Annotated in this window: 12 protein-coding genes and 4 pseudogenes; 11 read left to right on the forward strand and 5 right to left on the reverse strand. The window is 75.9% G+C overall.

Features of this window, described 5'->3' with window-relative positions:
- Positions 1–355 precede the first annotated feature (355 nt).
- Entirely contained in the window at positions 356–646 is a 291-nt protein-coding gene (locus tag J7W19_RS31830) for a GlsB/YeaQ/YmgE family stress response membrane protein (RefSeq protein WP_004943457.1), read from the forward strand.
- Between the two features lie 365 nt (positions 647–1,011).
- Here J7W19_RS31830 and J7W19_RS31835 read toward each other — a convergent pair whose 3' ends face one another.
- The 3 genes and pseudogenes from J7W19_RS31835 to J7W19_RS33310 form a co-directional block, all read right to left on the reverse strand.
- Positions 1,012–2,253: an MFS transporter gene (locus J7W19_RS31835; protein ID WP_004943454.1), complete on the reverse strand. Its 1,242-nt coding sequence runs from the start codon at positions 2,251–2,253 to the stop codon at positions 1,012–1,014.
- 87 nt (positions 2,254–2,340) lie between these two features.
- Positions 2,341–2,562: a hypothetical protein gene (locus tag J7W19_RS33305; RefSeq protein WP_004943451.1), complete on the reverse strand. Its 222-nt coding sequence runs from the start codon at positions 2,560–2,562 to the stop codon at positions 2,341–2,343.
- 92 nt (positions 2,563–2,654) lie between these two features.
- A pseudogene (locus J7W19_RS33310) lies at positions 2,655–3,341 on the reverse strand (SDR family oxidoreductase); the annotation flags it as partial.
- Here J7W19_RS33310 and J7W19_RS31845 point away from each other — a divergent pair.
- Both J7W19_RS31845 and J7W19_RS31850 read left to right on the forward strand, forming a co-directional pair.
- Positions 3,340–6,648, forward strand: coding sequence for a BTAD domain-containing putative transcriptional regulator (locus J7W19_RS31845; protein WP_051072567.1), 3,309 nt, complete (start codon positions 3,340–3,342; stop codon positions 6,646–6,648). The pseudogene J7W19_RS33310 and the gene J7W19_RS31845 sit on opposite strands and share 2 nt — an antisense overlap.
- A gap of 586 nt (positions 6,649–7,234) precedes the next feature.
- Positions 7,235–8,410, forward strand: a complete 1,176-nt coding sequence (locus tag J7W19_RS31850; RefSeq protein ID WP_004943445.1) for a PP2C family protein-serine/threonine phosphatase — start codon at positions 7,235–7,237, stop codon at positions 8,408–8,410.
- Between the two features lie 24 nt (positions 8,411–8,434).
- Here the strand turns inward: J7W19_RS31850 and J7W19_RS31855 are convergent, their stop codons facing one another.
- Positions 8,435–10,462: a CASTOR/POLLUX-related putative ion channel gene (locus tag J7W19_RS31855; RefSeq protein ID WP_040889394.1), complete on the reverse strand. Its 2,028-nt coding sequence runs from the start codon at positions 10,460–10,462 to the stop codon at positions 8,435–8,437.
- 524 nt (positions 10,463–10,986) lie between these two features.
- Here J7W19_RS31855 and J7W19_RS31860 point away from each other — a divergent pair.
- Positions 10,987–12,371, forward strand: a pseudogene (locus tag J7W19_RS31860) (amidase family protein).
- A gap of 34 nt (positions 12,372–12,405) precedes the next feature.
- Positions 12,406–13,320 carry a tetratricopeptide repeat protein gene (locus J7W19_RS31865; RefSeq protein WP_004943437.1) on the forward strand — a complete coding sequence of 305 codons (915 nt, stop codon included), beginning with the start codon at positions 12,406–12,408 and terminating at the stop codon, positions 13,318–13,320.
- A gap of 31 nt (positions 13,321–13,351) precedes the next feature.
- Here J7W19_RS31865 and J7W19_RS31870 read toward each other — a convergent pair whose 3' ends face one another.
- Positions 13,352–13,768 (reverse strand): ArsR/SmtB family transcription factor, encoded by a 417-nt coding sequence (locus J7W19_RS31870; protein ID WP_004943434.1) that lies wholly within the window; start codon positions 13,766–13,768, stop codon positions 13,352–13,354.
- Between the two features lie 163 nt (positions 13,769–13,931).
- Between J7W19_RS31870 and J7W19_RS31875 the strand changes: the two genes are divergently transcribed.
- From J7W19_RS31875 to J7W19_RS31900, 6 genes and pseudogenes are all read left to right on the forward strand, one after another.
- Positions 13,932–15,374, forward strand: coding sequence for an MFS transporter (locus J7W19_RS31875; RefSeq protein ID WP_004943430.1), 1,443 nt, complete (start codon positions 13,932–13,934; stop codon positions 15,372–15,374).
- Between the two features lie 274 nt (positions 15,375–15,648).
- Positions 15,649–16,239, forward strand: a complete 591-nt coding sequence (locus J7W19_RS31880) for a DsbA family oxidoreductase (protein ID WP_004943427.1) — start codon at positions 15,649–15,651, stop codon at positions 16,237–16,239.
- A gap of 155 nt (positions 16,240–16,394) precedes the next feature.
- Entirely contained in the window at positions 16,395–17,021 is a 627-nt protein-coding gene (locus tag J7W19_RS31885; RefSeq protein ID WP_004943423.1) for a hypothetical protein, read from the forward strand.
- 290 nt (positions 17,022–17,311) lie between these two features.
- Positions 17,312–17,626 (forward strand): annotated as a pseudogene (locus J7W19_RS31890) (AAA family ATPase); the annotation flags it as partial.
- Positions 17,604–18,144 (forward strand): annotated as a pseudogene (locus J7W19_RS31895) (VWA-like domain-containing protein); the annotation flags it as partial. The pseudogenes J7W19_RS31890 and J7W19_RS31895, both read left to right, overlap by 23 nt.
- Positions 18,141–19,013: an endo alpha-1,4 polygalactosaminidase gene (locus tag J7W19_RS31900; protein ID WP_004943417.1), complete on the forward strand. Its 873-nt coding sequence runs from the start codon at positions 18,141–18,143 to the stop codon at positions 19,011–19,013. The pseudogene J7W19_RS31895 and the gene J7W19_RS31900, both read left to right, overlap by 4 nt.
- Positions 19,014–19,076 lie beyond the last annotated feature (63 nt).

A 19,076-nucleotide genomic window follows, 5' to 3' on the forward strand; every position in this document is an offset into this window, starting at 1 on the left:
GGGGGGAGCAGGTCTCGGAACAACACGATCGGTCCTCCAGTGGGGGGGGGCTCGTGGAGCGGGTGGGGGGTGCCGTGCCGTGGCCCGGGGTGTGCGCGCACCGGCGGGCCGTACTCCTCGGAGGTGTGGCAGAGGTTAAAAGGACTAGACCAGTGCGTCAATAGGTGCGGACCAATGTGCCGACGGTGTGTCAGGCGCGGGGGAGGGGCGGCAGCGAACGTGCCCGGTCCGGAAGATGGGCCGCCGCGCTCGGCAGGGCGGCGGCCGGCGCGCCGACGACTCGGCCGGCGAAGGGTGTTTGCGGGCGAACCGGCAGGTTAAGCGCCATGCAGCACCGACCAAGGAGGGACACATCATGGGAATTCTCGCGTGGGTCGTCATCGGTCTGCTGGCCGGAGCGATCGCCAAGGCCCTGATGCCGGGCAAGGATCCCGGCGGTGTGCTGGTGACCATGCTGATCGGTGTCGTCGGCGGGCTGCTGGGCGGCTTCCTCGGCAAGGTGATCTTCGGCGTGGAGTCGATCAACGGCTTCTTCCACCTGTCCACATGGATCGCCGCGATCGTCGGTTCCGTCATCATCCTGGCGCTCTACCGACTCGTCACCGGCCGGAACGGACACGGTCACGGCCGCCACTCGCACGCTTGACACGGGCGCAGGCCCGGGGACACACCCGGGCGCGGCGGGCCGGGCGCGTGACGCCGCCGGGCGCCTGCCGCACGAGGGCCGGTCCGACAGGGCCGGCCCCCGGCCGAACCGGGCCGATGCTCCTGAGGGACGCGTCGGCCCGGCTCGGGCCTTTTCCGGGCCGGGTCGTTGGGGCCGGCGCATTCGGCTCGCGTCCTGGACGGCACAGTGGGCCGGGCCCTGGAGACGGCGGTCACCGTTCCGTGGCCGTTGCCCGGGGGACGGGCGGTGCGGAGTAGGAGCGGAGGCCGCCGACCAGGGGCGAGGTCGAAGACGTCCCCGGGGGCCGGGCCTGAGCCGGAGCGGGTTCGGGAACGGGGAGCGGATCAGGCGGCGCCGTCCGCTCGCCTCGTCGGGAACCCGTGGGCGCGGGCGCCGACCACCACGGCCAGCACCGGCACCAGCAGCAGGAGGACCGACCACGGCAGCGAGAGGTGGCCGAGCCCGTCCAGGAGGAGGCCGCCGACGACCCCGCCGGCCGCCATGGCCACGTTCCAGAGGGTGACCAGCAGAGCCTGCGCGGCGTCCGCCGACTCGCCGCCGGCCTGGCCCGCGGCGGTCTGCAGGAGGGTCGGGACGCCGCCCCAGCCCAGGCCCCACAGGGTGGCCGCGACGTAGACGAGGGCCGGGACGTCGGAGAAGACCGCGAAGACGGCGGCGGCCGCGGCGACCAGGAGGGTGGAGGCGACGGTGAGGGCCCGCAGCCGGCGGTGGATGCGGGCGCCGACGAACCAGATGCTCACCAGCGAGGCCACACCGAAGGCCAGGAGGACGAGGTCGGCCGAACCACCCATCCCCAGGCGGTCGAGGAAGGTGGCGATGTAGGCGTAGAGGACGGTGTGGGCCAGGACGAAGACCGTGGTGACGAACAGGACGGGAGTCACTCCGGGCACCTTCAGCACCCGCAGCATCGGCGCGCGTGCGCCGCGCGGCCGGCCCGGATAGTCGGGAACCGCCGTCGCGATCCAGCCGAGGACGACCACGGTCAGTGCGGTCATCGCCAGGAAGGCCACCCGCCAGCCGAGGGCCGTGCCGAGGAACGTCCCTGCGGGCACCCCCAGGGAGAGCGCCACCGGAATGCCCGCCATCGCGATCGCGATCGCCTTCCCCTCCAGCCTGGCGGGCGCCATACGGCGCGCGTATCCGACCAGCAGCGCCCAGGCCAGCCCCGCGGCCACACCCGCCACCGCGCGGGCCGCCATGGTCAGTACGTAGTTCGACGAGAGGGCGGTGACCGTGTTCGCGACGGCGAATCCCGCCATCGACGTCAGCAGCAGGCGCTTCCGCCGCCACCCCGCCGTGGCCGCCGTCAGGGGGATCGCCGTGAGGAACGTGCCGATCGCGTAGACGGTGACGGTCTGGCCCGTCGCCGACTCGCTCACGCCCAGGTCGCCGCTCATCGCGGGCAGCAGGCCGGCCGGCAGCGTCTCCGTCAGGCTGGTGATGAAGACGGCCGTGGCGAGGGCGAGCAGGGCGAGGAGCGGCAGCTTCCGGCTCCGGTCCGTGGCCGTTGTGGCCGCGATGGTGGAACGGGTGGGCGACGAGGTCGTCTGTTCTGCCGTGTGCATGGTGATGGTCCCAACTGTCTCTTCCGCCGGGCGCGACAGGGCGCGACAGGGCGCGGCGGTCGGTGGACGGGTGCTTCGGGTGTCCGCCTACGAGGGCGTGGTGAGCGGCGGCCGGTGGTCCGCGCCGTGACCCTCCCGCGCGCCCGCGCCCGGAGGCCGTGCGCACGGTGGGGCCGGAGCCGCCCCCTGCCCGGCCGCCCGGCCGAGCCCGCCGTCGACGGCGAGTGCGGCGCCCGTCGTGTACGTGGCCTCCACCGCCAAGAAGAGGGCGGCGCGGGCCACTCCGCCGACGGTGCCGGGGCGCCGCATCGGCACGCGCTCCCGGCGATCCGGCCGGCCGGGCCCTCGCCGTCCGGCAGGGCGATCAGGCCGGGCGCGACGGCGTTGACGCGGACGCCGCTGTCGGCGAGTTCGGCGGCCGGCGACCGGGCGCAGGCCCACGGCCCGGCGTCCGCCTCCGGCGTGCCGTCCGGCGCGGACGGCGCGGACGGCGCGACGAGGGCGGGCAGGGCCGCGGCGGTGAAGACGACCGCGCCCCCGTCGTGGACGAGCGGGAGCAGGGCCCGCGCGGCGCGGCAGGCGCCCGGGACCGGCGCCGCGGACGGACCGCCGTGGCTCCCCGCCGCACAGGGCGGATCCGACGGGCCGGCGTGGACGAAGAGGAAGCCGACGGAGCCGAACGCGCCCTCGACGACGGGGAGCAGGGCCTCCGGCGACGCGGCGGCACCGGCCGGGCCGGTCCCGACGACCCGGGCCCGCGAGCCGAGCGCGGCGGCGGCCGCGGCGAGTTCCCCGCCCCGCGCCCGGCCGGTCAGCAGGACCCGCGCACCGCCTTCGACGAGCCGCTTGGCGACGGCCGGACCCAGCCCAGTCGTCCCGTCGAGGACCATGGCCTCCCTGCCTCCGTACCTGGTCATGCGCCCCTCCTGCCGTGTGGTCCCCCCTGCGCGGTTCCGCCGTGCCGGTCCCGCCGTCGGTCCCCGCTGACGGGGAGGAGCATGCGGCCGGGCGCTTCGGGAGCGCTGAGGGTCCGCTGACGGGCGGCTGACGACCCTTCCACACGGGGAACATGTGTACGGTTTCCGCATGCGATACGGGGTGCTCGGTCCACTGGCGGTGTGGGACGACCGAGGCGAACCGGTCAGGGTGCCCGAGGCGAAGGTCAGGGCACTGCTGGCCGACCTGCTGGTGCACGAGGGACGGCCGGTGCCTGCCGACCGGCTCATCGACGACCTCTGGGGCGACCACCCGCCCGGCAACCCCGCCAACGCCCTCCAGGCCAAGGTCTCCCAGCTGCGCAAGGCGCTCGGCCGCGACCGCGTCGTACGCCGGCTCCCCGGCTACCGGCTGCGCCTCGACCCCGCCGGCGACGAGGTGGACGCCGACCGGTTCCGGTCCCTGGTCGTCGCGGCCCGCCGGGAGACGGCGCCGCGCGCACGGGCCGCCCTGCTCACCGAGGCCCTGGAACTCTGGCGCGGCCCCGCCTACGCCGACTTCGCCGACGAGGAGTTCGCCCGCGCGGCCGTCCACCGGCTCGACGAACAGCGCCTCGCCGTCCTGGAGGAACAGGCCGAGGCCCGCCTCGAAGCCGGCGACCACCTGCTGCTCACCGGAGAACTCGCCGACCTCGTGGCCCGCCACCCCCTACGGGAGCGCCTGCGCGCCGTCCAGCTCCGGGCCCTCTACCGTTCCGGGCGGCAGAGCGACGCGCTGGCCTCCTACACGGATCTGCGGAACCGCCTGAGGGGCGAACTGGGCCTCGACCCCGGCCCCGAACTCGTCGCCCTCCATGAGGCGATCCTGCGCCAGGACGCTTCGCTCGCGCCCGGAGCGGGGCCGGGGGCGGGAGCGGGAGCGGGGACGGACTCCGGACCGGCGGCGTCTCCACCCGCCCCCCGCACCCCGTCGAACCTCCCCGCCCCCCTCACCGCGCTCATCGGAAGGGACCGTTCCCTGGCCCGACTCGACGGGCTCCTCCACACCGAACGCCTCGTCACCCTCACCGGCCCCGGAGGCGTCGGCAAAACGCGGCTCGCCGTGGAGGCGGCGGCCCGCCTCCCGCACGCCGCCGCGCCGGAGGCCCCGGGCCCCGCCCCCGACGGCGTATGGCTCGTGGAACTCGCCGGGCGGCACGGCTCCGCCGCGGTCCTCGCGCAGGCGGTCTGCGCGGCCCTGGGCATCCGCGACGACGCCCCCTCCGGGTTCCCCGCCTTCGGCGGCGCGGCCCCGGCGCCCGTCGAACGGCTCGCGGCGGCCCTCCGCGACCGGCGGACCCTCCTCGTCCTGGACAACTGCGAGCAAGTCATCGACGCCGCCGCCGAGTTGGTGGCCCTGCTGCTGCGCGCGGCGCCCGGGCTGCGGGTCCTGGCCACCAGCCGGGAGCCGCTCGGTCTCGCGGGGGAGACGGTGTTCCTGGTCGAACCGCTCGGCCCGGCCGAGGCCGCCGAGCTCTTCGCGGCCCGGGCCGCCGCGGCGGCACCGGGGTTCTCCCTCGCGGAGGCCGACGACGGAACGCACGACGCCGTCGCCGAGATCTGCCGCCGCCTCGACGGCCTCCCGCTCGCCCTCGAACTGGCGGCGACCCGCGTACGCGCCCTGGGCGTCAAGGAGTTGGCGGCCCGCCTCGGGGACCGCTTCCGGGTCCTCACCTCCGGGCGCAGGGGCGCGCCGGCCCGGCAGCAGACCCTCCGGGCGGTGATCGACTGGAGCTGGGAGCTGCTCGGCGCGCCGGAACGCATCGTCCTGCGGCGCCTGGCCGCGCACGCCGACGGCTGCGCGCTGGACGCCGCGGAGGCGGTGTGCGCGGGGGACGGCGTGGCCGCCGAGGAGGTCCTGGACCTGGTCACCCGGCTCGTCGACCGCTCCCTGGTCGTCCGGGTGGACGGCCCGCCCGGCACGGGACCGCGCTACCGCCTGCTGGAGTCCGTGGCCGCGTACGCCCTGGAGCGCCTCCACGAGATGGAGGACCTCGCCGGCGTACGGGACCGGCACCTGCGCCACTACCTGGACCTCGCCGAACGGGCCGAACCCCGGCTCCGCGGCGGCGACCAGCGGACGTGGCTCGCCCGCCTCGACGCCGACGCCGCCAATCTCCGGGCGGCGCTCGACGAGGCGGTGCGGCGCGCGGAGGCGGGCGGCGGTACGGACGAGGCGGTCCGCCTCGCCACCGCCCTCTGCTGGTGGTGGCTGCTGCGCGGACGGCTGCACGAGGCCCGGCGCGCTCTCACGACCGTCCTCGCGGTCGCCCCGGACGCGGCCGCGCTCCGCGCCCGGCATCGGGCCTTCGCCCTGCTGACCGGGGACGTCTCCGGCCCCGAGGCCGTCCCGGAAGCGGGGGACGACGACCCCGTCCGGGACGGCCGGACCCTCTGGCTCCTCGCCCACGGACTGTTCGCCGCGGGCTCCGTCGCCGCGAGCGAGGAGCTCAACGCCCGTGCCCTCGCCCTCTTCACCGAGGCCGGCGACCGGTGGGGCACGGCCGCCGCCCTCGGACTCCGGGCGACGCACGCGCTGGCCCGGAGCGACCTCGACACCGTCGCCCGGGACGGGCTGCGCAGCGCGGCTCTGTTCCGTGAACTCGGCGACCGCTGGGGCGAGTTGCAGACCGTCCAGCCCCTCGCCGTCCTCGCCGAGATCAAGGGGGACTACGCGGACGCCGCCCGCCGCCACCACGAGGCGCTGCGCATCGCGCACGACTTCTCCCTGCACACCGAGATCTCGGCGCGTCTCTCGGGGCTCGGTCGCCTCGCCCTGCTCGCCAAGGACTGGGACCGCGCCCGCGACCTGCACGAACGCGCCCGGCGGCTGGCCGTCGAACAGGGCTACCGGTACGGCGAGATCCACTCCGACATGGGGCTCGCCCTCGGAGCCCGCCGCTCGGGGGACCTCGATGCCGCCGAGACGTTCCTGACGCGCATCCGCGACGGACACGCGGACGTGTCCTCGCCCGCGGGCGACCACCTGCTCCACGCCGAGTTCGGCTTCACGGCCGAACTGCGCGGCGACGCGCGGGCGGCTGCCGCCCACCACTTCGCCGGTCTGGACATCGCCCTGGACCTCGCCGAACCCCGCGCCCTCGCCCTCTCCCTGGAGGGCCTGGCCGGCGTGGCGGCCCTCATCGGCGGCCCGGACCACGCCACCCACGCCGCCTGGCTGCTCGGCGCCGCCGACGCCGCCCGCCGCGGGGTGGGCGCCCCGCTCCCGGCCGCCGAACGCGGCGACGTCGACCGCGTCACCGAGACCGCGACGACCGCGATCGGCCCGCACGCCTTCGCCGACGCCTTCCGAAAGGGCGCCGCCCGGCCCCCGGAGGAGGCGGCCCTGGCGGCACGGGTCCTTCTGGCTCCTGAGGGCGACGGTTGGGGCGGCTCGGGCCCTGCTCGCTCCCGGGGGTGACGGTCCTGGCGGGGCGGTCTTCTTTGCTCCTGGGGGCGTTCCTGGTGAGACGGGACGCCCCCTTTCTCGGGGGTGGGGGTCCTGCTTGCTCTCGGGGGCGGAGGCCCTGCCGAGACGCGTCCTGCTCGCTCCCGGGGTGACGGTCCTGGCGTTCTCGGGGGTGACGGCCCTGATGGCTCGGGTCCTCCTCCCCCGGGAGCGACGGACCTGGCGGCCCGAGGTCCCTTCGCTCCCAAGGAGCGGCGGGCGGCCACGCGTGATGCCGGCGCCGCGCCGGCCGCCAGGGCCGTGGACGGGGAGCGCGCCCCGGTCAGCCGCGGTGGCTCCGGCGGTGTCGGTCGTGCCGCCGCGGACGGAAGCGCGAAGCGTGGTCGGTACGCCGTTGCCGCCGGCCGGGGACGGCACGCTCACGCACGGTCATCGGCCCGCCGGCGTCGCCGGCGCGGCAGCGCCTACCCGCGCCGTGCGCCCCCCGACCGCGGGTGCCTGACTGGCGGCTCCCGACCGGCCCGGGGATGCTGGGACGAAGTGGTGGCACGAGGCAGGGCGGACGCCGGGCAGGGCAGGCACGGGCGGGAGCAGGCGGGTGAGGGCACCGAACGCGCGACGCGGTACGACCGCCGGGCGCGGGCGCCCCGGACGGCCGCCGCTGCGGCCGCTCCTGCCGCTGCTGCCGGTCCTGCTGCTGGTCGCCGGCGCCCTTCTCGACTACTCGACCTCCCCGCACTTCAGCGCGGAGGCGTTCTACACCGCCGCGCCCATGACGGCCGCCGCGCTGCTGTCCCTGCGCGCCACCGTCCTCGCCGGGCTGGGCGCCTGCCTGGTGGACGCCGCGTTGCTGCACCACTTCGGCTTCCTGGGCGACTCGGGCGGCCGTAGCGAGCTGGCGGCGGTCGCCACCGTCTGGGCCCTCGCCGTCCTCGTCAACCGCCTGATGTACCTGAGCGACGTACGCCTCGCCTCGGCGCGCCGCGTCGCCCTCGCCGTCCAGCGGGCCGTGCTCCCACGGCTCCCGCCGTCGATCGGCTGCCTGCGGATCGCGGTGCGCTACCGGTCGGCGGTGGGCGACGCGGAGATCGGCGGCGACCTCTACGGCGTGCAGGACTCGCCGTACGGGGTGCGGTGTGTGATCGGCGACGTGCGCGGCAAGGGCCTGGAGGCGGTCAAGGCGGTGGACGTGGCGCTGGGCGCCTTCCGTGAAGGCGCCGAGGACGCCCCGGCCCTGCCCGGCCTCGCGGCCCGGCTGGAACGCGCCCTGCGCCGCGAGGCGAGCGGCCGCAGCGGACCCGAACGCGTCGAGGGGTTCGTCACCGGCGTCCTGGCCGAGTTCCCGCCCGCGTGCGCCGAACTGCGCCTCGTCAACCGCGGCCACCCGCCGCCGCTCCTGCTGTCCGACGGGACGGTACGCACCCTGGAACCGTCCGAACCCGCCCTCCCACTGGCCCTGGGCGACCTCGGCGCCGTCCCGGACCGGACCGACACCGTGCCGTTCCCGCCCGGCGCGACGCTGCTCCTCTACACCGACGGCCTCACCGAGGCGCGCGACCGGGACGGTGTCTTCTACGACCCGGAAACCACCCTGGCGGGGCGCCGGTTCGCGGGGCCCGACGCGCTGCTGGAGGCGGTGCTCGCCGATGTGACCCGGCACACCGGCGGCCGCATCACCGACGACATGGCCCTGCTCGCCATTACTCGCGACGGGAACGGGAACGGGAACGGGAACGGGGAGGAGGGCGAGGACATGGACGGCCCGGAGGCGTGAGCCCCACCGGCCCACCTCCTCCCCTCAGCCCTCCTCCGCACCTCCCAACCGGACCGTCGCGACGACGATGACCTCGTCCCGGTCCGCCCACCGCCGTGCCGTCTCCTTGTGCGGGTTGACCCACAGCCCGTAGCGCGGGCCGTGGGCGGCGCCGGCGTGGTCGCGGTAGCCGATGGCGCACTCGCCGTGCCGCCGGGCGGCCTCGACCACCGTGGCGAACGAGGCCGTGGCGCCGGCCCGGACGTAGTGGGAGGACGGGCGGAGCAGGATCTCGTTCCCGCCGGCGGAGAACAACTCGTGGAAGACGGCGGCCAGATGACGGTTCTGCGAGATCTGTGCCATCAGCAGGCCGATGAGCTTGCCGCTGACGATGAAATCGGCCCCCGGGCTGACCGGGGCCAGGGCCCGGTTGCGGTCGTCGGTCATCTCGGTGACCACCGGCAGCTCCCGCCCGGACGCCGCCTCCAACGCGCGCAGCAACAGCAGCGTCACCAGGGTGCGGTCGTCCGGTTCCTCGGTGACGCCGCCCGGGCCGGGCACCGGATCCGGGCCGAGGACGATCACGCTGTCGTACGACCCGGCGTCCACCGCGTCGACCGTCCCCTGGTCGGCGGGGTCGCCGGGCCGCAGGGCGACGGACAGGGCGGCCCCGGCGTCGGTGTCGGCGGCGCGCACGGCGGCGGCCGTCGTGACCGTGGCCTCGGCGACGACGTCCACGACGGAACCCGGCGCCGTGTAGCGACGCAGCCGGCCCACGATGAGCGGGGCCCGCCGGTTCCAGCCCAGCAGCAGCACCCGCTCCGGCCGCCGTCGCTCCGCGGGGACGTCCGTGACGATCACCGCTTCGTCGACCACCGGCGGCCGTTCCGCCAGGACGGCGGTGTCGTCGTCGCGGGTGACGACCACGATCCGGTCGTCCGCGCCGATCACCGCCTCCGACGGCGGGTTGAGCGCGAGCGCGCCGTCGGCGCGGACCAGGCCCACGGCGGACGACGTCGCGTACGCCAGGAGCGCCTCCCCGAACGTCCGCCCCGCCAGGGCCGGTTCGCGGACGGTGTAGAACTCGTCGCCCTCGAAGTCCAGGAGCTCCTGGTAGACGAGGGACAGACCGGGCCTGCGGGCGGACTGGACGATCAGCCGGGCGGTGATGTCGTCGGTCTCCAGGACCACGCCGCCTTCCCCGGCGGCCAGGGAGGCGGCGAGCCGGTAACGGGCGTCCCGGACGGCCGCCACGACCCACACGCCCGTCCCGTTCGCCGTGCCGTCCGCCACCCCGTCCACATCGCCGTGCCCGCCGTCCTCCCCGCCCGGGGGAGCGGCCGCCCCGGCGGCGTCCGGCCCGTACGCGGCCCGGGCCGCCGCCCGCAGCGCCAGCAGCGTCTTGACCACCTCGGCGTCCCCCGAGGGCCCGTCCCGCGGCAGGACGAGGACCGCGCCGGCGGTGTGCGGACTCACCCGGGGCAGGACGGCGGGATCGGTGGTGGAGCCGCTGCGGCAGATGAGCCTGGTGCCGCCGGTCGGGCCGACCTTGATGTGCAGCGCGTCCTCCATGGCCGTCTTGTCCCGGTCGGCCAGGACGGCGACGGCGGCCCGCCGCTGATTGGCGTTGGCGGCGACCAGCTCCGCCACCACGGTGAACACCTGCTCGGACCAGCCGAGCACCACCACGTGCCCGTCCTCCAGCACCGTCGACCGGCCCCTGCGCAGGGCCGCCATCCGCTCGTTGACCCCGGCGGTGATCAGACCCACGAGGGCCGAGACGTAGATCAGGGCGACCAGGGCGAGGATCACGGACAGCAGTACCTGCGCCGGTGGTCCCACCAGCCCGCCCAGCCGCAGTGTGTCGCCCGCGTGGTGCCAGACCCGGGCCAGCTTCCCCGGCAGGGTGGCGGGCGCGTCCCGCGCCGTCCACACCATCAGCGCGCTGACCGGGACGACCACGGCCAGGCAGGCCAGGACCAGCCAGCCGATGAGGGCGTAGGCCCCGCGTGCCAACGTGTTGTCGAACCAGTAGCCCGCCCGTTTCCCCCACCGTGAGCGCCGCCGCGCCATGACCGCCCCCTCGCCTGCCCGGCCGTCGCCCACCCGGCCCGGCCTCCCCCCTCGCACACCGCCGCCCCCGGGCTCGTGGGAGCCCGATCGCGTGGTTACAGCGTGACAGGGTGAGGCCAGGAGAACGGACGTACGGATGCTTTTTCACTCCTTCGGGGGGCGCGTTCCCCTCTCGCCCCCGCCGTCGCCGGAGCCCCGGCGCTCGCGCACGAGCGCCGCGGCACCCTTGCGCCCGCCCGCGGACATGCAGTGCGCTGGCGCGCATGAAGAGAAGCGACACGAAGAGAAGCGACACGAAGAGAAGCGAGTGGAGCACGAGACGAACGAGGCGACGGTCGACCGCCGCCCTGGTCACCGTCCTGGCCACGGCCGCCCTGTCGGCCGGAGCGGCGTACCCGGCGACACCTCCGCCCGCCGCCCGCCACCCGTCGGCACCGGAACCGCCGCGACTCGCGCCGCCCGGGCCGCCGGGACCGGCGGGCATCGACCTGGACACCGCGACCATCCCCCGGCTGCAGGCCCGCATGGCCGACGGCACCCTGACCTCGTCCGCGCTGACCCGCGCCTACCTGCGGCGGATCGCCGCCGTCGACCCCAAGGTCAACGCGGTGCTGCGCACCGACCCGACCGCCTTGCGGCAGGCGGCGGCCAGCGACGCCAGGCACCGGCGCGGCACCGCGCGCGGGCCCTCGACGGGATCCCCGTCCTGCTCAAGGACAACATCGACACCCGGGACCTGCCGACCACGGCCGGATCGGCCGCCCTCACCGGGAAGCCGCCCCGGGCCGACGCCCCACTGGTGACCCGGCTGCGGGCGGCGGGCGCGGTGATCCTCGGCAAGACGAACCTGTCCGAGTGGGCCAACTTCCGCGCCGACAAGCCGACGTCGGGCTGGTCGGCGGTGGGCGGCCAGACGCACAACCCCTACGTCCTCGACCGCAACCCGTGCGGCTCGTCCTCCGGTTCGGCCGCCGCGCTCGCCGCCTCGCTGGCCCAGGTGGCGATCGGCACCGAGACGGACGGCTCCATCGTGTGCCCGGCCGGGATGAACGGGGTGGTCGGCCACAAGCCCAGCCTGGGGCTGGTCGACCAGGCCGGCGTGGTCCCCATCTCCGCCGAGCAGGACACCGCCGGCCCCCTGGCGCGTAACGTCACCGACGCCGCCCTCACCCTCGCCGTCCTCGCCGGCTCCCGCGTGCCCCAGGCGCCCTCCGGGCGGGAGGACCTGCGCGGCAAGCGGATCGGCCTGTGGCGGCTGCCCGAGCTCGGCCCCGGCGTGGACGCCCTGATGACCCGCACGGCCCGGACCCTGCGCGCCGCCGGAGCGGAGGTCGTCGAGGTGACGCCGCCCTACCAGCGGCGCCTCGCCGAGCTCGAATACCCCGCCCTGCTCAGCGAGTTCCACCGGGACATCGACGCCTACCTCGCCACCCGCGACGGCCCGCGCGACCTCGCCGCGCTGAACGAGTTCACCCGGACCCACCCGGCCGAACGGACCTGCTTCGCGGGCCGGGAACTCTTCGAGCGCGCCCTCGCCGCCCCCGCCGCCGGCAGCCCGGAGCACCGGGCGGTCCGCGCCGAACTCAAGGACCTGGCCCGGCGGTCCGTCGACGAGACCCTGGCCGCCCACCGGCTGGACGCCCTCGCGGCCCCGGCCAACCCGCCCGCCTGGACGACGGACTGCGCCCGTGGCGACAACGACGTCATCCCCTCCTCCACCCCCGCCGCCGTGGCCGGCTACCCCTCCCTGGCCCTGCCGGCCGGGTTCGTCGGCGAACTCCCCGTCGGCCTGCTGCTGACGGCCGGTGACCGTCAGGACGCCCGGCTGCTGTCCCTGGGCGCGGCCGTCGAGCACCGGCTGCCCGCCCGGCGCGCGCCGCGCTACCTCCCGACGACGCCCGTCCCGTAAGTCCCGGCCGCACCGCGCCGGTTACGATCACCCGATGCGCAGTACACCCGCCGACCGGCACGACCTCGCCGCGGCGGCCCGGTCCGCCGCCGGCCGCCTGGTCGCGATCGACGCGGCGCGGGGCGCCGTGGCCGCGCTGCCCGCGCTCCGCGCGGCGGCGCGGCGCTTCCCCGACCCCTTCGCCACGGGCGGTGCGCACCGGTGGGACGGGGACCGGCTCGCGGCGCTGGCCGAGCTGTACGAGGTGACGGGCTGGATCCTCTTCGACGCCGGCCGCCCCCGGCACGCTCTGCGGGCCAACCGCGGGGCGCTGGCCCTCGCCCACCTCTCCGGCGACCGGTGGACGGCACGGCTGGTGCTGCTGAACGACAGCATGCTGATGAGCCATCTGGGGCGGCCGCGGGCGGCCCTGGAGGACGCCGCCCGGGTGCCCGGCGCGCGGCGGCTGCCGGCCCTGGTCGACAGCCTCGTCCTGATCCGCCGGGCCCACGCGGTCGCGGCCCTGGGCGGGGAGCGCGAGGCGGTACGGCTGATCTCCCGCGCGGAGAGCCGCTTCCTGGACGGCGCCTCGGCGTACGACCCGCCGTGGGCCTGGTGGATCGACCACCACGAGGTGCTGGGCCACCGCGGCTGGGTCATGGCCCGGCTGGGCCGCTGGGACGAGGCGCTCCCCCTCCTGCACCGGGCCGCCACCGCCCCCGGCCCGTCCTACCGGCGGCTGTTCACCGCCCATTTGCTGGCCGCCCTCGTGCGGGCCGGCGCGTGGCGCGAGGCGGAACGGCTCGCCGACGACCTCGCGCCCCGCGTCGCCGGGATCGGCTCGGCCCGGACGCTCGGCGCCCTCCGCGCCACCGCGACGGCCCTGCTGCGCGGTGACGGCCGGCCGCCCGCCGCGCTGCGGGAGGCGGCCGGCCGGCTGCGGGAGGCACTGCCCGCCACCGGCGAGTGAACTCCGGCGGGCCGTGACGCTTCGACGCCCGCTACCGCTTCCCGCCGGCCACCGCGTCGTCCTCGCGCAGGACCAGGCCGAGCAGCCCGGGGAAGCGGGCCTCGAACTCCGGGCGGCGCAGCCGGTTGAAGCGCTTCGGCCCGGCGTCCCGCTGCTCCAGCAGCCCCGCCTCGCGCAGGACGGCGAAGTGCCGGCTCAGGGTCGCCTTGGTGACCGGCACGTCGAAGCTTCCGCAGGGGCGCTCCCAGTCCCCGGCCGCCGCCAACTCCCGTACCAGCGTTCGCCGTACGGGGTCGGCGAGGGCGAGGAGCGCCGTCTCCAGGGGCACCTCGGCCGGGTCGGTGTGGACGGGTGCCGCGCGGTGGTGGGCCGCCCGCGCTCCTTCGGGCTCCCGCGCCTGCCCGGGCTCCTCGGCCCGCTGTTGCCGCGATCGCGTTCCTGCCGACATGTCCTCTTCTCCGTTCTCCGCCGGGCCGCACCGGATTGCCGAGTGTTCGATGCTGTGCGTACACTCTGAGCTGTTCGCTTCTCGGCGAACACTCTAGCGGGGTGTGCCGGACTGCGCGTGCCCCCAGCCGTTCCGCCGCTGTCCCGAGGCAAGGAGAAGGACCATGTCATCCGCCCCGCCCGCGTCCGGCCACCGACCGGACCGCCCCACGCTCACCCTCCTCGCCGCCTGCCTGGGATTCGTCGTCGTCATCCTCGACGTCAGCATCGTCAACATGGCCACGAAGGCGCTCGCCGGCGACTTCGGCGGCAGCGTCTCCGGCCTCGAATGGGTGATCAACGGCTACACCCTCACCTTCGCCGCCTTCCTCCTCACCGCCGGCGCCATGGGCGACCGCTTCCACCCCGGCCGGATCTTCGTCGCCGGCTTCGGCCTCTTCGCCGCCGCCTCGCTGGCCTGCGGCGCCGCTCCCTCGCTCGGGGTGCTGGTCGCAGCCAGGGTCGCGCAGGGCGTGGGCGCCGCGCTGATCGTTCCGTCCTCCCTGTCGCTGGTGAACGCCGGCTTCCCCGACCCGGCCCGGCGCGCCCGCGCCATCAGCCTGTGGGCCGCCGCCGGCGGCCTCGCCCTCGCGCTCGGCCCGGTGGTCGGCGGCCTGCTGGTGGACGGGCTCGGCTGGCGGTCCGTCTTCTACGTCAACGTGCCCCTCGCCGCCGTCGGCATCCTCCTGGCCAGGACCGACGCCCGCCCCGCCCCCGTCCGCACCGCGTCCCGCCGTTCCCTCGACCTGCCCGGCCAGCTGTTCGCCGTCGTCGCCCTGGGCGCTCTCACCGCGGCCGCCGTGGAGGCCAACTCCCGCGGCCTGACCTCGGCCACCGTGCTCGGCTGCGCCGCCCTCTTCGCCGTCGCGCTGGCCGGCTTCGCCGTGGCGGAGCGGCGCGGCACCGACCCGATGCTGCCGCCGCGGCTGTTCCGCGACCGGACGTTCACCGCCACCACGCTCGTCGGCGCCCTGCTCAACTTCGCCTTCTACGGCCTCGTCTTCGTCTGCGGCATCTTCTTCCAGCAGGCGTGGGGCTACTCGCCCACCGCCGCCGGTCTGGCCTTCCTGCCCATGACCGCCGCCGTCATGGCCGCCAACCTGGCCTCCGGCCCGCTGGTCCGGCGCCACGGCGCCCGCCCGGTGCTCGTCGCGGGCAACCTGCTCGCCGCCGTCGGCTACCTGGCCGCCGCCCCCGTCGTCGGCGCGCACTCCTACGCCGCCGTCGCCGCCCAGTTCGTCGTCGCGGGCGCCGGCCTCGGCCTGGTCGTGCCGGCCATGACGAACGCGATGCTCGGCGCCGCCGACCCGGCCCACGCGGGCGTCGCCTCCGGTGTGCTCAACGCCTCCCGACAGGTCGGGGGACTGCTCGGCGTGGCCGTGATGGGCCTGCTCGTCGGCGACGGCGCCCCGGGGCAGCTCGTCCCCGGCCTGCGCGCCGCGCTGCTCTGGGCCGGGGGAGCCCTCGCCGTCGGAGCCCTCCTCAGCGCGGTGGGCGTCCGCGTCACCGCGCGGACGGCCGCCACGGCCCCCGCGGAGGCACGCCGTGCGCCGGTCCCCGTGCGCTGACGCCTCGTCGGCACACCGCGCCGCCCACGGGCTCCGGCTCGCGGGCGGCGCGGCGGCCGTCGTCCGGCCGAGGAGTCCCGGCCCGCCGGGCTCGGGAACGGGCCGGGCGGACGTCGTGCGCCCACCGCTCGCCACCACGGACCGGCCCCGGCTGCCGGGCGCCGTGACCAGGGCGGACGAACCCCGTCATCCGACAGATGCGGCCCCTTCCGGCGCCCCCGTAGCGTCCTGGACGTACCAAGCCCCACCGCTCGCCTCGAGGGAGTTCACCGTCATGAAGGTCCGTATCGTGCTGGACGTCGCCTGCGCCTGGTCGTTCCTGGGATTCACCCACTACCTGCGGGCCGCGGAGCGGTTCCGGGCCGAGGGCGGGGTCGTGGAGACCGAGTTCCTGCCGTTCCAGGTGGCCCCGGACGCCTCGGCGGACGGTGAGCCGCTGCGCGAGGTGCACCGCCGGGTCTTCGGGCCCTCGGCCGAGGAGCGGACCGCCGAGTTCGCCGCGATCGCCGCCCGCAGCGGCCTGGACGTCCGCTTCGACCGCGCGGTCTTCGCCAACACCCGCCCGGCGCACGACCTCATCGCTCGGGCGACCGCCCAGGGCGCGGGGGAGCGGGCCGTGGCCCTGCTGTTCGACGCCTACTTCACCGAGGGCCGCAATGTCGCCGACCCCGCCGTCCTGCGGGACGTCGCCGCGCGCAGCGGCGTCGACGCGGCCGCCGACGTGGTCGCCGACTTCCGCGCCACCGCCGAACTCGGGGTGCGCTCCGTACCGTTGTTCCTCTTCGAGGACGGGACCACGATCAGCGGCGCGCAGTCTCCGGACGCCTTCCTCACCGCCTTCCGCGGGGTCCTCGTGGGCCGCTGATCGAATACCACGCCCCCTCTCGTTCGCGCGTGCGTTCGAGTACGGTGACGCACTTCTCACATCCGCGTCCGGCCTGATGACATTCCCGTCCCGCTCCGGTGTTCTTACCGCCGACGACAGCCCTGATATGGGCATGACGAGGGGATCGGTGGGAAATGGACAGGCAATTCCGGCCATGGCGGACCCTGAGACGACTCGCTTCCCGGACGCCGGGAGCCGAACGGACGCCGGGAACCGACCGGACGACCCCGCGCGGCCGGTTCGCCGCCGCCGTGGCCGCGGTCGCCCTGCTCGTGGCCGGCCTCACCGGCGTGACGGCGGGCGAGGCCGCCGCCAGGGACGGCAAGTGGTCCTGTTCGGGAGCCCCCGTCCCGGACGGCTGGGTCATCACCGGTTACGACCGCAACGGCTGCCAGGGCGCGGGCTCCTGGTACCAGCAGCCCGTCAAGGACGGCATCTGGACGTGCTCGGGCTCGCCGGTCGTGTCCGGCTACGTCATCACCAACTACGACCGCAACGGCTGCACCGGCATCGGCGCCTGGTACCACCAGCTCGCCCGCGACGGCCGCTGGACCTGCTCCGGCTCCCCGATCCCGGCCGGTTACGTCAACACCAACCACAGCACCACCGGTTGCAACGGCATCGGTTCCTGGTACCAGGAGCAGATCCGCAACCGCATGTGGGCCTGCTCCGGCTCCCCCATCCCGCCGGGCTACCGCAACACCACCTTCTCGGCGACCGGTTGCAACGGCGTCGGCGCCTGGTTCATGGTGCGCACCTGAACGACACCCGCCGGGCGCGACCACACCACGACGCGCCCCCGCGGCCGGCCCGCCCCGAAGGGGAACGGGCCGGCCGTTCCGTGGAGGGCGCGAATTTCCCTGGCGGCCGTCCGCCGACGGCCGATACGGCCACCGCGACGACTGCGTACACCACTCACAGATCGGAGGTCCCGTCCACGCGAGGTGAATGCTGATGACCACGCACATCGCGAACGGGAACTCCCGCTTCTCCTGCCGGCCGCGCGCCCGCGAGTCCGCCGTGCCGCCCTCCGTGATCGAGACCGCCACCGCCCGCCGGCACGCGGGCGACTGGGCGGGGCGACCGGCGGCAGGCCGTGCTCGACGCCGTGGTGGCGGCGGTCCGCGACCGGACCGAGCGGTGCCGCCGGGACGCGGCCCGGACCCTCCTGGCCCGGGCCGCCGAGACCGCCGCCCCCGACCTGGTGGTCGTCCCCGCCACCACGCTCGCCGCCCTGCGCCGGGCGGACTGGGACGTTCCGACGGCCATCGAGGGACTCGCCGGAGCGGTGAACCCCTCCCGACGGGCCGACCGGGCGGCAGACCGCGCGGCGCGGCGCACGGCGGCCGGCGCGCCGCTCGGCCGGGGTCCCCGGCGCGGTGCTGCCGAGCCTGCGCCGCCGGCCGTCCCGGGTGACGGTGGTCGTCGGCACCTCGGGTTCGTCAGCGACTCCGAACTGGGCAGCGCGCTGCCGGAAGTGGCCGCGATCTCCCGCGCCGTCGGCGGCCGCCACGACCTGGTCGGCGTCGTGTCCCGCGACGCGGCGGGGCGGAACGTGCACTCCCTCTGCCGCGCCGAGGGGATCCCCCTGGCGGGCGGCGGCGGTACCGACCTTCGGACGGGGTTCGCGAGGCGCTCGGAGCGTCGCCGCGCCCCGACGCCATCGTCGTCCTGACGGGCGATCAGACACCGTGGCCCGACGTCCGGCCGCCGTGCCGGACCGTGATCGGCCTGTTCGGGCGGCCGGACGCGGGGCCGTCGTGGGACGAGGACGACCCGGACCACGTCCCCGACGCGCCGCCCGCCCGGGCGCGGGCGGTGGAGATCGGGGTGTTCCCCGGGCGAACGGGCCGGTGGCGGACGGAACGTAAGGTGGCTTCGTGACGATTCTCCGCTCCCGCGCCGCAATCGCCGTCATGGTCCTCTCCACGGTCCTTGTCACGGCTTGTTCCGCCACCGGATCCGACGAGGACGCCGACTCCGGGGCGTCCGCGCACGCCGACGCCCCGGAGAAGGCACGGACACCCGCGAAGGTGCGGATACCGGACGCGAACACCGTCTTCGACTATCAGCTCGGCGGCGCCTACCCGCCGCCCGGCGCCGTACGTGCCGTCTCCCGCGACCGCACGGCCAAGCCGGCCGCCGGGAAGTACAACATCTGCTACGTCAACGCCTTCCAGACGCAGCCCGGCGACGCCGTCGACTGGTGGAAGAAGCGCCACCCGGACCTGCTCCTGAAGAACGACGACGGGGACCTGATCGTCGACGAGGACTGGCACGAGCCCCTGCTGGACATCTCGTCCCCGGCCAAGCGCGACGCCCTGATGGAGATCGTCGGCCCCTGGATCGACGGCTGCGCGGCCTCCGGCTTCGACGCGGTGGAACCGGACAACCTCGACTCCTACGAGCGCTCCGACGGAAAGCTCACCCCCGAGCACGCCGCGGCCTTCGCCCGCCTCCTGGCCGCTCGGGCCCACCGCAAGAACCTGGCCGTGGCCCAGAAGAACACCGCCGACCTGCTGCCCCGGCGCGCGCACATCGGCTTCGACTTCGCGGTCGTCGAGGAGTGCGGGCGCTACAAGGAATGCCCCGACTACAGCGAGGCGTATAACGGCCGGATCTTCGACATCGAGTACGTGAAGAAGGACTTCACCGCCGCCTGCCGCTCCTGGGGCGGAAAACTGTCCATCACCCTCCGCGACCACGACGTCCGGCCCGCCGGTTCCCGGGGGTACGTCTACGCGTCCTGCTGAGCCCGTCCCCTCGGCCCCCTCGTCCCCCCGTCCGTGACGCGCGGACCCGGCTCCGCGCGCTGC

The organism is Streptomyces mobaraensis NBRC 13819 = DSM 40847 (assembly GCF_017916255.1).
Taxonomy (GTDB): domain Bacteria; phylum Actinomycetota; class Actinomycetes; order Streptomycetales; family Streptomycetaceae; genus Streptomyces; species Streptomyces mobaraensis.